The organism is Rhizobium sp. CC1099 (assembly GCF_029714385.1).
GTDB lineage: Bacteria > Pseudomonadota > Alphaproteobacteria > Rhizobiales > Rhizobiaceae > Rhizobium.
Window position 1 is genome coordinate 161,274 of record NZ_CP121642.1, and the last position, 15,019, is coordinate 176,292.

Below are 15,019 nucleotides of genomic sequence, written 5' to 3' on the forward strand. Positions count from 1 at the left end.
TACAACTCCGAATAGTCACTGAATTTTCGACAGACGGTCTAGCTACGCTCGGTCTACATTGAAACCCTGCCGACTATTGCCCAGGAACTGGAGTGCCCCTAAATGCATTCATTGTTCTGTCCATCTCAACCTGTTCGTCATTGCCTGAATCTAGGACTGTATTCCGTACAGACCCCTTTTGCACCAGTACTGCCGTTACTTCGAGCGCCTTCAAATTGTTAGTTGAAAGCAATGCGCCCACTTGTGTTGAAAAACAGGCACTGTTTGGTGCATCATTGATTTGAGATATTTCGGTTGTGGCCACAATGTGATTATTGGCTATGTAATTGCCGCTACCGGAAACCACATTAATTATCACAGGCTTTGCGGCGAGAGGCTTGATATATTGAGTGTCTATTGTTTCCGAAATGTGGTTCGCGATTACCGAATTGTTGCTGCCATCAATTTGCAAAAGTCCGAACAGATCATCCAAGCCGTTATCGTACTTCTGCATGGGCGCCCATGGCTCGCGATCTCGCAAAAAGTGATTTGAGGAGACCAAGTTCTCGCAACAGCTAGCAGCAAAAACCAACATTCCGGGATAAAAGGAATGGAATCTATTTCCTGTGATCGAGGAACGCACCACGCCGGAAAAATACACACTGCTAGCGCCTCGAGGGAATACGTTGTTTGAGGATACTAAAATGCCCCCACAATTTTCAGCGTAAATGGAGTGTCCCCTATATCCGGCTCCGACAAAATTATTTGCTATTCTTGAGGCCTGCCCCATACCTTTCAATTCGATACAGTTGCCGCACTCTGCAATGAAATTGTTATCTATCGCCAGCGCATCTGCATCATGAACAGTAACTCCATGCTCCAGATAGATAAGACCCATCCCCGTTATTCGGAATGAGTCATTGGCGCTGCCTACATAGATTCCCGTTTTGCCATTCTTGTATGTATTTTCTGCATCATTTTGCCCCGACCCATCGTCAATGAAGTGCAGGCCGTCGATGCAAAAGTCAGCAAACTCCACAGAGCTTAACCGAGGATTTCCGGTGCGCTTAACATAAAACGCGGCTCCAGCAGCCTCACCGTCGGCGGCCCCTGGAGAAATGTCCACAAGTATGCGACTTCCGCCCGGCCACACTTCGTGCCAGTGTGCCAGCTCGGTTGCGGGTGTGTTGAAACGGATGCTCGAAGACGTAAAACCATGTCCAGAGCCCACAATTTTCAGATAGCTCACGTCTATAACGACTTGAGTGATAAGGCGATAATCGCCTGGCGGTATATAGATAACTGCTCCAGGTTTTCCGCCATCATTTAGATCGGAACCCGGTTGCCTGCTTTTAATATCCGCAATCATGCTGTTGATGACCGCTCCAATATCCTCATAGGGGTTCCCTCCGGGATACTTTGTTACGTCGTAACAGTTTCCGCTAACCATTGTTAATGTCTCCTCGGACATTCTTACTCCACAGCGAGAGTAAACTGATGTTCTTGATTGGCTTGTTGCTCGCAAGCCGCCTGGGGAAATGCGTTCAACCAGCTCTCTGTTTGAGTTTGGAGCAAGACTAGCTGGAGATCCGAAAGGGTTGCGGGCGACTGGTGGCGATAGATGGGCTAGTCATTCTTGTTTTTCTCCTGGCTATACAATCACCAGATGCTGGTGCGGGTGTCCGGTTCAAAGAAGTGAAGTTCTTCGGCATCGACAGCGATGCGCGCGATGTCACCTGCGCGTACTGTGCTCTTCGGAGAAAAACGGGCTACAGCAGCTTTTTCGTCGCCGATGTCGGCGACGGCGTCCGGGTCGCCAGCATCCACCCAGGGTGCGTCGATATTCAGATGCACCATGGATTCAGAACCTAGCGCCTCAACAAGAGTGATCGGGGCCGAGATCTCGGCCGAAGAAGGCCGGATTGCGGCGTCGTTCATGTGCTCGGGCCGGATACCGACAATGACCTGACGGTTAGACGCACCGTTGAGCGAGGGGCGGTATTCGAAAACCCGTCAGGGATTTCGAAACTGTTGCTGCCCAGGGTCAGCGTCCTTCCATTCAGAACGGCCTCGTGCAAGTTCATCGAGGGCGATCCGATAAAGGCGGCGACAAAGACATTGTCAGGGCGATTGTACAGGTTTTGCGGTGTGTCGACTTGCTGCAGCACGCCGCCTTTCATGACGGCTACGCGGTCACCCATTGTCATCGCCTCGACCTGGTCGTGCGTCACGTAGATCGTGGTCACATTCAGTTTTCTTTGCAGGCTGGCGATCTCGGCGCGCATCTGCACGCGCAGCTTGGCGTCGAGGTTCGACAACGGCTCATCCATCAGGAAGGCCGCTGGCTGGCGAACGATCGCTCGTCCCATGGCGACACGCTGGCGCTGGCCTCCGGAAAGCAGCGCCGGCTTGCGGTCGAGCAAAGTCGTCAGTTCGAGGATGCGTGCGGTTTCGTCTACGCGACTGGCAATCTCGGTCTTCGGCAGGCCTGCCATCAGCAAGGGAAAGGCAATGTTTTCCCGCACTGTCTTGTGCGGGTAGAGCGCATAGGACTGGAAGACCATGGCAATGTCGCGATCTTTAGGATCGACATCGTTGACCAACCTGTCGCCGATCCTGAGTTCACCGCTAGTAATGCTCTCCAGGCCAGCGATCATCCGAAGTGCTGTCGATTTCCCACATCCGGACGGGCCGACGAACACCATGAACTCACCGTCGCGGATATCGAAATTCAGATCCTGGAGCGCGTGAAAGCTGTTTCCGTAAATCTTATTGATATTGCGCAGCTCTATGCCGGCCATGCTTCTGCCTCCCTCATCCCTTTACAGCGCCGAAAGTCAGGCCGCCGACGATCTGTTTTTGCAGTGCGAGCGTTACGATGATGACGGGCAGCGAATAGAGCACGGCCGCCGCGGTCATCGCGCCCCAGGCAAGGCCGTAGACTGAATTGTATTCGGCGATGACGATCGGCGCCGTCTTGGTCGCCTCTGACGTCAACAGAAGTGCGTAGAGAAACTCGTTCCAGCTCGTGATGAAGGTGAAGAGCGCGGTTACGGCTATCCCACCCGTCATGACCGGAAGAATGATCCTTCGAAAGGCCTGGAATCGCGTGCAGCCATCCATGCGCGCAGCTTCTTCAAGCTCTTTCGGCACACCTTCGAAGAAGGCGGACATAAGCAGCAGCGCGAGCGGCACAGCAGCCGATGTGTGAGCAAGGACCAGGCCAGGAATCGTGTCGAGCAAGCCCATGGACTTTAGAAGCTGGAACAGCGGCACACCCAGCGACACCGACGGCACCATGCGCGTGACCAGTGCGAAGAGGAGGAAAAGTGTCGTGATCCGGCGCTGGTACTGGGTGGCGACGTAAGCAGCGGGAACGGCCACAAGTAGCGAGAGTGCGGTCGTGAGCACCGCCACGGTGAGGGAGTTGACGAAGGCTCTCGGCAAGGTGGAGGACCGCAGGACCTCTCGAAAGTTCTCGAACGATACGACGGCGGGAAAGAAGCTAGGCGGGATCTGCTGGACATCGGCCGCCGGCTTGATCGAAGTCATGAGCAAATAGATGTAGGGTAGCGCGTAGGACAGCACGAGCACGAGAGCTGCGGCGTTGATCACGACTCCACCGATATTGAGGCGGGGAGTTCTATGCATGGACTGGCCTCCATATCTTCCAATAGGCAATTGCGGCCAGAAACATCATGACGATAAGGAACAACGCGCCTGATGCGGATGCCTCGCCGAGGTCACCAAAACGAACCATGCGTTGGTAGATATTCATTGAGAAAACTTCGGAGGCGTGGCGGGGACCACCCTGCGTCTGTATCCAGATCAGGTCGAACGTCTTCGCCGCATCCACGCCGCGCACGATCACGACGACCGCGATCACCGGCCGCATCAGCGGCAGGGTTACATGCCAGAACCGCTTGAGCGCATTCGCTCCGTCGATCCTTGCCGCCTCCAGCAGATCCTTTGGAATGTTCGTTAAGCCGGCATAAGAGACGAGCGCCACAAAGGAGGTCGTCAACCAGATGTCGGCAAACGAGACCGAGTAGATAACGATATCCTCACTGGACAGCCAGGCGATCTCATTGGGGTCGCCAATGAGCCCTAATGCAGCCAGCCCATAGTTCAGAATGCCGATATTGCCGACCAGAAGAAACCGCCACAGCAGGCCCGCGACGATAGGCGGGACCATCAACGGCAGAGCGAAGATTGTGCGGTGCCACCGTGAATCCCCAGCCATGGCCGAAAACAGCAGCGCGGCACCAAAACCGAACGTGAATTCGAAGAACAGCGCGAAGACCGAATACTGAAGGGTCCGCAGAGCGCTCTGCGCGACACGTTTCGACGTCAATGCGTCGACATAGTTCTGCAGCCCGACCCATTCGCGTATATGGGGTGTGATCGTATCGACCTTGAAAAAGGAATCGAATACCAGGAGCCCGACTGGGTAAGCGACCAGCACACCGAGAATGGCGACCGCGGGCGCAAGCATGCAGAGCACAAATCGGTCTTCACCCGACATGTCCGTCTCCGAAACTGATGATGCGAGTGGCATCTTGTTCCTCCCGCGATGTGGAAGACGGTCAGGACTAGTTGAGGATGTCCTCGATCGTTTCCTTGGCTTCCGTCAGGACCTCGCCGACATCCCCCTTACAGGTCAGCGCCTGCTGCATGGCGGGCAGCACAGCTTCATCGACGATTTCCTGATATTTTTCATTGATCGGCCGGCCCTGGGTCGCAGGCGCGCTCAGCGTCTCAAGAAGCGGAGGGAAGTGCTCATAACCGAGCTTGCCTGAATAGCTCCGATAGGCGGAATTCGCAGCAGCAAGGCCGAGGGGAGCTTCGATGCCCAGGGCATTATTGGCGATGGCAAACGAGATGAATTTTTTCGCCGCGTCCTTGTGATGGGAGGTCGAGGGAACGACGTTGTACCAAGGGCCGGGAACAGCTGCGATCCCGGCGTCGCCGGCCAGCATCGGCACCACGCCGACCTTGCCGCTGACCTTTGAATCCGGAGGCGTCATCTTGTAGGCATGCGCCCAGAACTTCATCATGGCTGTTTTGCCCTGATAGAACAGGTTCTGCGCCTCACCCCAGCCGATTTCGTTCACATTTTCAGGAACGGAATGATCAATGCAGTGCGGCGCGATGTAGAATTCAAGTGCCTTTTTGTGCGCCTCATTGTCGATGATGACTTGGCCGTCCTTGTCGAGGATCACCCCTGGCGAACCGGTCTGCAGCACATGCGCCATCCATTCCTCTGAAAACGTGCCGATGGTGTCGGTGCCCCAGAAGTCAGTCTTTCCGTCGCCGTCAGTGTCACGCGTGAAGAATTTCGCAATGTCGCGCCACTGCTGCCAAGTTTTTGGCGGCGCGAGAGGATAGCCATATTTTGCCTGAAAAGCCTCCTTTTCCTCCGCCTTATCAAACAGATCCTTACGATAGAACACGATCTCGGCATTGGCCCAGGCAGGCATACCGATCAGTTTGTCACCGACCTTCGCGTCGGCAAGCAAGACAGGCGGTAGATCCGAGCGAACCGCATCGGTGAAAAGCGCCGAGAGATCCTCGACGTGGCTTGCGAACTTCGCATTCCAAACGACGTCGATCGTCACGACATCGAACGCGGAAGAGCCTGAGGCGATTTCGGCTGAGAACTTGTCAAACACACCCTGATAGGGAACGACGGTGAAGTTCACCTTGATGCCTGTTTCGGCGGTAAACTTCTCGGCGACTGCCTTCTGCAACATTTCGCCGCCGCCTTCCACCAGAATGTTGATGGTTTCGGCATTGGCGCAGGCCGCCATGAAAACAAGCGCAAGTGCGCTGGTACCAAGCAGTTTCTTCATCGCTTCCTCCCTTTTGGCTCGCTGCATTTGCAATAAGCCCTCCGAATTGAGGGGAAGATAATCTCCGCATGACGACGTTGTCAACGTAGAATGTCGACGTTGTCAGAAAAATATGTCGACGTTGTCATGCGCTTGCTTTAAAAGGAACCCAACAAGGAGAGAAGCGGGCATGGTCAGCATCGTCAGCGTCGCGAAAGTGGCGGGGGTTTCGAATAAAACTGTCTCTCGGGTCATAAACGGCGAACCCTATGTGACCGGGGAAACAAGAGAGAGGGTAGAAAAGGCCATTCGAGACCTCGGATACGTGCCGAACATGGCCGCGCGCCTCATCCGCTCAAGTCGCTCCAACACATTTGGCATCATGACCGACTATGTCTCAACCACTCCGTATTCCGTCGACATCGTGCGCGGAATTCAGGACTGGGCGAACGCAAACGGGAAAACCATCCTGATGGCAAATACCGGAGGCTCCTCGGAACGAGAAGTTGAAATTTGGAAAATGTTCCAATCCCATCGGATTGACGGCGTTCTCTACGTCACGATGTACCATCGCATCGTGGATCCCGAAACCGGCGATGTCAGTATCCCAACAGTGATGATCAACTGTCGACCCCAAACGAGCGAATTGTTGCCGTCGATCGAGCCCGATGACTTTCAGGGTGCGCGAGATCTTACCCGCTATCTGCTTGAGCGGGGTCATCGAAAGATCGGCTATATCCGGCTCAATCCCATTTTGTTGGGGGCGGAACTGCGCCTCGATGCTTTCCGCAAAACCACCGGAGACTTTGGCCTTGCGGAGAGCGACCTAAGTATCCGTCTAGGCATGGAAGGACCGGTTGGAGCGGAGAAGAACTACGTTTTTGCCGCTGCGACAGAGATGCTACAACAAAAGGATCGACCGACTGCAATCATGAGCGGCAATGACGAAATGACGATCCAAATCTACATTGCGGCAATGGCATTGGGTCTCCGCATCCCCGAGGATGTCAGTATTGTCGGCTTTGACGATTTCCGGACGGTTTCCCTGGCGCTGAAGCCGGAACTGACCACTGCGGCCTTGCCTTATTACGATTTAGGTCTGGAAGGGGCGGAATTGTTGAATAGCGTGGTGGCGGGAAGCAAGGCTCGTCCGAGCAGTCGCGTTATGCCCTGTAAACTGGTCGAGCGAACATCAGTGTGCTCCTTATAATCTGATTTCCAGAACCGAGAACGTCTGGTCGAGCGAGCAATTCGGCCTGATTTCTCAGCGCGTAAGCGGCAAGGATAAAGCGGTGGTTATCGGGATTTGGTGGCACTTGGTACGTCTTCAGGCTGATAAAAAGCGACCACTACGCTGCTTGGCGAGCCAAGTTCCACAAAAAGCGTTATGCCCCATAAAGCTGTAGGGGCTATTTAGTAATGCGACAGTTGGGCCAGTTAGAGATGCGACAGTCTCGCCTCTCGACGTTCTGGTCAATGCCAACGTTGGGAGCAAGGATGACGACCTCCAGTCTGGTCGAGACCATGAGCGGTCGGAGTCGTCATGTCCTGTTTGATCACCATGTCGCAGAAAGACATGTAAGGGCATTCGCCGCTCTACGTTCTCTGTCTCTCAGGCCTTAGCGGCTGCCCGCAACTGGCGTTTCCAATTGCCAATTGCGCGGGGAACGTTTCGCTCTCCTTTTTCGGCGCACGGAGCGTCGACAAGACGCTTGTCAATGTGGTTAAGCGGCTTCTGTAATACGCATCAGTCCGTCACATTAAATAGTCGTCAGAAGCTTGAGGTTCGCCGCAATCGTCGAAGCCTCGATGCCGAGCGACGGGAGAGATCTGCTGCTCGCGGTGAGGCTTTTTTCAGTCAATGGAGGTAGAGCGGCTGACGCTCCCTTCCGGCCAGCGTCGGAATACGGCGCTCGCATTGACCCCGCCAAAGCCGAAACCATTTGAGATCGCGTATTTCATTTCCACCCGCCGCGCTTCGTGCGCCACGAAATCGATACCGTCGGCTTCCGGATCTGGCGCATTCAGGTTGAGGGTCGGCGGTGCGATCTGGTTCCTGAGTGCCATGATCGTGAAGATTGCTTCCAGCCCACCGGCCGCACCAAGCAGATGTCCTGTCGCTGATTTCGTCCCGCTGACAGCAATGGCATTATTGGAACCGAACACGCTCTTGATGGCTCTGATTTCGCCGAGATCGCCGACCGGTGTCGAGGTAGCGTGCGCGTTCAGATGGCCGATTTCGCCCGGCTTTATTTCAGCCTGCGCAATGGCGATCTCCATGGCCCTGCGCGCACCATTGCCGTCCTCGGGACCCGAGGTGATATGATGTGCGTCGGCTGTTGTGCCGTACCCGACGAGTTCGGCACTCGGGGTGGCGCCACGAGCAAGGGCATGGCTTAGAGCCTCGATGACAAGTACGCCGGCTCCTTCGCCCATGACAAAACCGTCGCGTGACCTATCAAAAGGACGAGATGCGCGAACGGGCGCCTCGTTGAAGCCAGTTGACAACGATCTCGCAGCGGCAAAGCCGCCGAGACTGACGATATTCATACAGGCTTCCGTTCCGCCGCATATAGCGATGTCGGCTTCATTGGATCGGATAAGCCTGGCGGCATCGCCGATCGCCTGAACACCGGCAGCGCACGCGGTTACCGGCGCGCCGAGGGGGCCTTTGAAGCCATGGCGGATCGAGACTTGTCCCGCTGCGAGGTTGACGAGAAACGACGGTATGGTGAACGGCGAAAGACGACGGACACCGCGTTGATCGACCGTGCGAACCGCTTCGGTGATTGCAGGAAAGCCGCCAATGCCTGACGCGATGATCGTCGCGGTTCGCAATCGGTCTTCGTTCGAGGCCGGCTTCCAGTTTGCCTGAACGAGCGCCTCTTCAGCGGCTGCCAGTGCGAAAAGGATGAACCGGTCGACCTTGCGTTGGTCCTTCGGAGCCAGGACCGTGTCGGGATCGAAGCCGCCTTCAGGATCCTCAGCGAACGAGGGGACCACTCCCCCAATTTTCGACGGGAGGTCTCCGACGACATCGTCCCCCAGTCGCCGAATACCGCTCTGACCCGCGAGGAGGCGCGACCAGGAAATACCGACATTCGCTCCAAGGGGGCTTACAGCTCCCATTCCTGTAACAACGATACGACGCATAGGTTTTCCGCCTGTGTTTTCTCTGAAATTAGGTATGCTTCCAGACTGCTGGCCGGCGAAGCGGCCAGTACCAGTTCTCAAAACATGCAGTTTGTTTAGACTCCCGAGAGCTTTATTCGCCCTGCATTCGGTCTATAGAAGAGCTCGGAGCCGTAACCTGGCCGGATAATCGAATCCGCGATCAAGCCTCAGGGCGACCGACAGCTCTTCAAGCATCACCTTCACCGCCTGCAATGCGCCTGACCTCGCCAGCGGCTGCGTCGAGGATGTCGCGCGACAAATTCTCTTCCTCGATGAGGCGGGACAGCGTGACAGCACCCACCATAAGAGACAGTATCGTCATTGCCTTACCGCTGGGGCCGGAGCCCTTGGCTTCGTGCATCAGCTCATCCAGGACCTCAAAGTGAGCTCGGATCCCATCCTCGAATGGCCGCCGAACCTCTTCACTTTGCCGCGCCGCGTCCGCTCCCAACGCCACCAAAGGACAACCGTCAGCCTTTTCGCCACGATGGTCGGGGGATAGGTAAAACGCCATGACCGCTTCAAGGGGATTGGAATTGTCTGCAGCCGCTGCTGACCATCTGCGTGTGGCGCTTTCCATCGCACGCCTGGAGGCCTGCGCTGCAAGATCGTCCTTCGATGAGAACTGCTTGTAGAACGCGCCTTGCGTCAGGCCGGCACCTTTCATCAGATCCTTCAGGCCAATCCCGTCGAAACCATGCTCGCGAAACAGACGGCTTGCGACGTTGATCACCGTTTCGCGATTTTCCTCAGCCTGTACGCGGCTCACTCTCATGTCGACCTCCAGTTAGATTTCATTTGACATCTATATCTTAAATAGAGTTAGATCGCAATCTAATTCATGCAGATTATTCGTCAAGAAGAGACCCTAAGATGAAACGCAAGCACGCCCTGACCTTTGTGAGCCTCGTGGCAGTGGCCGCTGCCGCCGGCTTTTTCCTCGTTTCTGAAACGACCGAACGGAAAGCCGAAGCTGCAGATCCGAGGACGGTTGCACCGCTGGTAAGGGTGGCCGAGGCGAAAAAGACTGGTACGGCGGAACGGTCGTTTACCGGAAATGTCGCTTCGCGAGTACAGAGCAACCTCGGGTTCCGGGTTCCGGGCAAGATCGTCCAGCGGCTGGTCGATGCGGGTCAGCAGGTGAAACGAGGCCAGCCCCTGATGCGTATCGATGAAACGGATCTTCAACTCGCCCTTACGGCGAAGCGCAATACGGTTATCGCAGCGCGAGCTGTCTTGATCCAGGCACAAGCCGACGAGAAACGCTATGCCGCGCTCGTGAAAAATGGATTGGCCGCAACCCCGCAGCGCTATGAACAGGCGAAAGCGGCCCTCGATACGGCGTCGGCCCAGCTTGCCGCGGCTGAAGCGGACGCCAAGGTTGCAGAAAACGAAGCCGCCTACACGGTCCTTCTTGCAGATTCGGATGGAACAGTCGTCAATACGCTTGGAGATCCCGGACAGGTCGTGGCCGCGGGCCAAACGGTGGTTCAACTCGCGCAGGCTGGGCCGCGTGAAGCTGTCGTCTGGCTACCTGAGACTTTTCGGCCCGATATAGGATCCGAAGCGGAGACCAGTGTCTATGGAGGCAACGGGCTCAGCGGAAAAGCCCGCCTACGACAGATTTCCGACGCCGCCGATCCGCAAACACGGACTTACGAGGCGCGCTACGTTCTCGATGGCGCTGCCGCCTCAGCCCCACTCGGCTCGACGGTGACGATTAAAATCCCGGACGCGGACAGGCAGTCGGAGGTCGCTGTTCCGGTAGGTGCCATCCTGGACGATGGTAGCCGGACAGGTCTGTGGGTTGTCAACAACGCCACTTCCACTGTGAAGTTCACTCCGGTCGAAATCAAACGGATCGGCGAGGAGACGGCATTTGTCACCGGCATTGGAATCGGTGAGCAGGTTGTCGCTCTGGGCGCGCATCTTCTGGAAAATGGCGCGGCTGTCAGGATTGCCTCGCAGCAAGAGGTGGCAAAGTGATGAGCTTCAATCTCTCCGCCATCGCCGTTCGCGAACGCGCCATTACCTTCTTCTTTATCGTTCTGTTGGCTGCCGCGGGAGCTTATGCATTCGTCAAGCTAGGACGCGCCGAGGATCCCTCCTTCACCATCAAGACCCTGACGGTCACTTCAGTTTGGCCGGGCGCCACTGCGCGTGAAATGCAGGACCTTGTCGCCGAACCTCTCGAAAAGCGCATCCAGGAACTGACTTATTATGACCGTGTCGAGACAACGACACGACCAGGCTACGCCTTTCTGACCGTTACGTTAAAGGATAGTACGCCACCCGGTGCGGTCGAGGAAGAGTTCTATCAGGCTCGCAAAAAGCTTGGCGATGAGGCTCGAAATCTCCCTCCAGGCGTCATTGGTCCCTTTGTTAATGATGAATATTCTGATGTGAGCTTCGGCCTTTATGCGCTGAAGGCGAAGGGGATGCCGATGCGAGACCTCGTGCGGCAGGCGGAGGTCATCCGTCAGGATCTCCTGCATGTTCCGGGCGTCAAGAAAATCAACATCCTCGGGGAGCGCCCCGAACAGATCTTCGTCGAACTTTCCTATGCCAAGCTCGCGACACTTGGGATATCGGCCCAGGATATCGCCGCAGCTTTGCAAAGACAGAACACAGTCACGCCAGCCGGCTCGATCGACACGCGTGGGCCACAGGTCTTCATCCGTTTCGACGGAGCCTATAACAGCGTGCAGGCGATTGCCGATACGCCGATCGTGGCGGCTGGACGGACGCTGAAGCTCTCCGATTTAGCGGATGTGCGGCGCGGGTATGAAGATCCGGCGACTTACATCATCCGCCATGAGGGCGAGCCGACAATCATGCTGGGTGCCGTGATGCAACAAGGCTGGAACGGTCTTGATCTCGGCAAGGCACTTGAAGCGCGGTCCGCCACGATCGCGCAGACACTGCCGCTGGGCATGACGCTCACCAAAGTCAGCGATCAGGCCGTCAACATCGACGAGGCGGTCGGCGAATTCATGCTCAAGTTCGCAATGGCGCTTGGCGTCGTGCTGTTCGTAAGCCTAATCGCTCTGGGCTGGCGCGTTGGCATTGTTGTGGCGCTTGCTGTGCCGCTGACGCTCGCCGTCGTCTTCCTCATCATGCTGCAAACCGGCCGGTTCTTCGATCGTATCACGCTCGGCGCGTTGATCCTTGCGCTGGGCCTTCTCGTTGATGATGCCATCATCGCGATCGAGGTGATGGTGGTGAAGATGGAGGAGGGCATGGACCGCGTCAAGGCGGCCGCTTATGCCTGGAGCCATACGGCGGCGCCGATGCTGTCCGGCACCCTGGTCACAATCATCGGGCTGATGCCCGTGGGCTTCGCCAGATCGACCGCCGGTGAATATGCCGGCAACATCTTCTGGGTCGTGGGATTCGCCCTGATCGTCTCCTGGATCGTCGCGGTGACCTTTACGCCATACCTCGGGGTGAAGATGCTGCCCAACATCAAGCCGGTCGAGGGCGGTCATCACGCCATCTATGACACACCGAACTACCGTCGCCTGCGCTCCCTCATCGAGTTCGCTGTTCGCCATAAATTCATGGTGTGCGCCGTGGTCGGTATCACGATGGCTGTCTCGGTCGTCGGGATGGGGGGCGTCAAACAGCAGTTCTTCCCGACATCGGATCGGCCCGAGGTGCTGGTCGAAGTTCGCATGCCCGAGGGTACGAGCATCGAAACCACGACAGCCGCGGTGGAGAAAGTCGAAGGCTGGCTGCAAACGCAGCCGGAAGTAAAAATCGTCACCAGCTATGTGGGGCAGGGGGCGCCTCGCTTCTTCTTCGCCATGGCGCCCGAATTGCCTGACCCTGCCTTCGCCAAGGTGGTCGTGCTCACTCCGGATGCCCATGCGCGCGAGGCTTTGAAGCACCGCCTTCGCGCCGCCATTTCTGAGGGGCTCGTTCCTGAGGCATCCGTGCGCGTAACGCAGCTTGTATTCGGGCCTTATACGCCATTTCCGGTCGAATTTCGGATCATGGGACCGGATCCGGATGAACTCTACAAGATTTCTGAACAGGCCCTGGCAATTATGAAAGCTGTGCCTGATGTCCGACAGGCTAACCGGGATTGGGGCAACCGAACCCCGGTGCTGCGGTTTGTCCCCGATCAGGATCGGCTCAATCTGATCGGTCTTTCACCCTCTGAGGCAGCCCAGCAGATGCAGTTACTGCTCAGCGGCATCCCTGTGACCGAGGTGCGCGACAACATTCGCAACGTCCCCGTCGTCGCACGCAGCGCAGGTGCCAACCGGCTTGATCCGTCAAGGCTCGGCGACTTCTCGCTGATGAGCAGGGATGGCCGCCAGGTCCCACTCGATCAGATCGGGCATTCGGAGATCCGGTTCGAGGAGCCGATCCTGAAACGTCGTGACCGCACGCCGGTGATCACGATACGATCCGACATCAACGAGGCGACGCAACCCCCGGAAGTCTCCCAGCAGGTCATGAAGGCACTTCAACCGCTGATCGCATCGCTTCCGGTTGGATATCGCATTGAGATGGGCGGCAACATCGAAGAATCGCTCAAGGCCAATGTCGCACTGGTTCAAGTCTTCCCGCTCATGATCGCGGCCATGTTGATCGTCATCATCCTCCAGGTGCGCAGCCTGTCAACGATGACGATGGTCATGTTGACCGCACCCCTCGGACTTGCTGGGGTGGTCCCGACGCTGCTTCTGTTTAATCAGCCCTTTGGCTTCAATGCGATTCTCGGGTTGATAGGACTGGCGGGTATCCTCATGCGCAACACGCTGATCCTGACGGAGCAGATCAAGGAGAACCAGGCGGCCGGTCTCGACGACTATCACGCTGTCATTGAAGCGACCGTGCAGCGGACACGTCCTGTTATCCTGACCGCGCTTGCAGCGATCCTGGCCTTCATACCTTTGACCCATTCGGTGTTCTGGGGATCGATGGCCTATACATTGATTGGCGGAACGGCTGCAGGCACCGTGATGATACTTCTCTTCCTCCCAGCCCTCTACGCGGTGTGGTTCCGGATCAAGCCGACGAAAGAAGAGAGCCACGGGGAGACGACTGAACGTCTGGATCCGCCGACAGCACTGGCCGCAGAGTAGGGCATCTCGTGTGCAAGACGACTCTCCGTTTTCCGGTGACCGTTCGGCCCGGACGCGTCAGGCGATTGGAGATTGCAGGTGCAGCCCCAGACCGTCAAGAGATGCCCGTTGTTTTGAACCTGCTGGAGACGCTATGAGGCCCCGTAGCCGTAAAGAGAGCGACGTCGACCTGTGGCGGGAGCGCATCCTCGATGTGGCGGAAGAATACTTTCGCCGCATCGGTCACCAAAAGACATCGGTGGCCGACATTGCATCTTGCCTGGGAATGAGCAGCGCCACTATCTACCGCTTCTTTCCATCAAGGGCAGCGATCAACAGGTCGATCTGCGGCCGCTTCATCGAGCAAACTACCCAGTTGGCGGACGCAGTCGCTCGGCAAGAGGCGCCGGCTCACGAGAAGCTCGAAAGTCTCTTTAACCTGCTCCATGAGGAGAGAAGAAAGAACCTCATTCAAGAGAAGCCGGTCCATGATCTGATCGTCGCTGCAACGACGGAGAACTGGCCAATCATTAGCGCCCATAGCGACCACCTGGTGGCGATCATCGAAGAAATCATCGAAGAAGGGACCGAAGCGGGCAAGTTTAGTGTCGAGGATGCAGCGAGATCTGCCCGAAGCGCGATGAACGCGTTCGTGCCTTTCTACCACCCAATCCTCGTCGAGGAGCGGGTTCGAAACGCAGAAGATGCTAAAGGGGACCTTAGTGAGCAGATCTGCTTTATCCTGAAAGCTCTCGGCGGGAATGACGAGCGTCGTCGCCTGTCCGGTCGCATCGACCGGGCCGCGCACAGGCGAGGTCTAGACAGATCCGAGTGACGTCGGCCCTCGCCGCCGCCCAGGAAAAGTCGCCGAGACCTTGGCTGAAAACGGATGCTTTCCTTACGAACTGCATCAGCGTCGAAAAGGCTCTGGAATAGATTGGTCATGGCAAGCTCCCGGGG

At 56.7% G+C, this 15,019-nt stretch carries 10 protein-coding genes and 2 pseudogenes; 5 read left to right on the top strand and 7 right to left on the bottom strand.

The window, feature by feature from the left end; all coding sequences use genetic code 11:
- Nucleotides 1-73: 73 nt before the first annotated feature.
- The 5 genes and pseudogenes from QA644_RS21985 to QA644_RS22005 all read right to left on the bottom strand — a co-directional run bounded on the left by QA644_RS21985 (nt 74) and on the right by QA644_RS22005 (nt 5,831).
- Nucleotides 74-1,429: a NosD domain-containing protein gene (locus QA644_RS21985; RefSeq protein WP_283073988.1), complete on the bottom strand. Its 1,356-nt coding sequence runs from the start codon at nt 1,427-1,429 to the stop codon at nt 74-76.
- Between the two features lie 209 nt (nt 1,430-1,638).
- Nucleotides 1,639-2,780: pseudogene (gene ugpC, locus QA644_RS21990) on the bottom strand (sn-glycerol-3-phosphate ABC transporter ATP-binding protein UgpC).
- A 13-nt stretch (nt 2,781-2,793) separates the two neighbouring features.
- Nucleotides 2,794-3,630 (bottom strand): carbohydrate ABC transporter permease, encoded by an 837-nt coding sequence (locus tag QA644_RS21995; protein WP_283073349.1) that lies wholly within the window; start codon nt 3,628-3,630, stop codon nt 2,794-2,796.
- The gene (locus tag QA644_RS22000) at nt 3,623-4,504 is read right to left on the bottom strand and encodes a sugar ABC transporter permease (RefSeq protein ID WP_283073350.1); all 882 of its coding nucleotides are present in this window, start codon (nt 4,502-4,504) and stop codon (nt 3,623-3,625) included. The genes QA644_RS21995 and QA644_RS22000 overlap by 8 nt, the downstream gene beginning before the upstream one ends.
- Before the next feature lie 67 nt (nt 4,505-4,571).
- Nucleotides 4,572-5,831: a sugar ABC transporter substrate-binding protein gene (locus tag QA644_RS22005; RefSeq protein ID WP_283073351.1), complete on the bottom strand. Its 1,260-nt coding sequence runs from the start codon at nt 5,829-5,831 to the stop codon at nt 4,572-4,574.
- 169 nt (nt 5,832-6,000) lie between these two features.
- On the opposite strand from QA644_RS22005, the gene QA644_RS22010 reads away from it, so the two are divergent.
- Nucleotides 6,001-7,020, top strand: a complete 1,020-nt coding sequence (locus tag QA644_RS22010) for a LacI family DNA-binding transcriptional regulator (protein ID WP_239601680.1) — start codon at nt 6,001-6,003, stop codon at nt 7,018-7,020.
- 393 nt (nt 7,021-7,413) lie between these two features.
- Nucleotides 7,414-7,551 (top strand): annotated as a pseudogene (locus tag QA644_RS22015) (amidase); the annotation flags it as partial.
- 113 nt (nt 7,552-7,664) lie between these two features.
- Here the strand turns inward: QA644_RS22015 and fabF are convergent.
- Complete coding sequence (fabF, locus tag QA644_RS22020; protein WP_283073352.1) at nt 7,665-8,963, bottom strand: beta-ketoacyl-ACP synthase II; 1,299 nt, start codon at nt 8,961-8,963, stop codon at nt 7,665-7,667.
- A 208-nt stretch (nt 8,964-9,171) separates the two neighbouring features.
- On the bottom strand, nt 9,172-9,759 hold the full coding sequence (locus QA644_RS22025) for a TetR/AcrR family transcriptional regulator (protein WP_239601619.1): 588 nt from the start codon (nt 9,757-9,759) through the stop codon (nt 9,172-9,174).
- Nucleotides 9,760-9,857: 98 nt separating this feature from the next.
- On the opposite strand from QA644_RS22025, the gene QA644_RS22030 reads away from it, so the two are divergent.
- The 3 genes from QA644_RS22030 to QA644_RS22040 all read left to right on the top strand — a co-directional run bounded on the left by QA644_RS22030 (nt 9,858) and on the right by QA644_RS22040 (nt 14,894).
- Nucleotides 9,858-10,970 (top strand): efflux RND transporter periplasmic adaptor subunit, encoded by a 1,113-nt coding sequence (locus tag QA644_RS22030; RefSeq protein ID WP_283073353.1) that lies wholly within the window; start codon nt 9,858-9,860, stop codon nt 10,968-10,970.
- Nucleotides 10,970-14,080 carry an efflux RND transporter permease subunit gene (locus tag QA644_RS22035; protein ID WP_283073354.1) on the top strand — a complete coding sequence of 1,037 codons (3,111 nt, stop codon included), beginning with the start codon at nt 10,970-10,972 and terminating at the stop codon, nt 14,078-14,080. Before QA644_RS22030 ends, QA644_RS22035 begins: the two co-directional genes overlap by 1 nt.
- A gap of 133 nt (nt 14,081-14,213) precedes the next feature.
- Nucleotides 14,214-14,894: a TetR family transcriptional regulator gene (locus tag QA644_RS22040; protein ID WP_283073355.1), complete on the top strand. Its 681-nt coding sequence runs from the start codon at nt 14,214-14,216 to the stop codon at nt 14,892-14,894.
- The last annotated feature ends 125 nt before the right edge of the window (nt 14,895-15,019 follow it).

Coding starts and splice junctions, on each gene's coding strand:
- QA644_RS21985 (WP_283073988.1), bottom strand. CDS start 1,429: ATGGTTAGCGGAAACTGTTACGACGTAACAAAGTATCCCGGAGGGAAC.
- QA644_RS21995 (WP_283073349.1), bottom strand. CDS start 3,630: ATGCATAGAACTCCCCGCCTCAATATCGGTGGAGTCGTGATCAACGCC.
- QA644_RS22000 (WP_283073350.1), bottom strand. CDS start 4,504: ATGTCGGGTGAAGACCGATTTGTGCTCTGCATGCTTGCGCCCGCGGTC.
- QA644_RS22005 (WP_283073351.1), bottom strand. CDS start 5,831: ATGAAGAAACTGCTTGGTACCAGCGCACTTGCGCTTGTTTTCATGGCG.
- QA644_RS22010 (WP_239601680.1), top strand. CDS start 6,001: ATGGTCAGCATCGTCAGCGTCGCGAAAGTGGCGGGGGTTTCGAATAAA.
- fabF (WP_283073352.1), bottom strand. CDS start 8,963: ATGCGTCGTATCGTTGTTACAGGAATGGGAGCTGTAAGCCCCCTTGGA.
- QA644_RS22025 (WP_239601619.1), bottom strand. CDS start 9,759: ATGAGAGTGAGCCGCGTACAGGCTGAGGAAAATCGCGAAACGGTGATC.
- QA644_RS22030 (WP_283073353.1), top strand. CDS start 9,858: ATGAAACGCAAGCACGCCCTGACCTTTGTGAGCCTCGTGGCAGTGGCC.
- QA644_RS22035 (WP_283073354.1), top strand. CDS start 10,970: ATGAGCTTCAATCTCTCCGCCATCGCCGTTCGCGAACGCGCCATTACC.
- QA644_RS22040 (WP_283073355.1), top strand. CDS start 14,214: ATGAGGCCCCGTAGCCGTAAAGAGAGCGACGTCGACCTGTGGCGGGAG.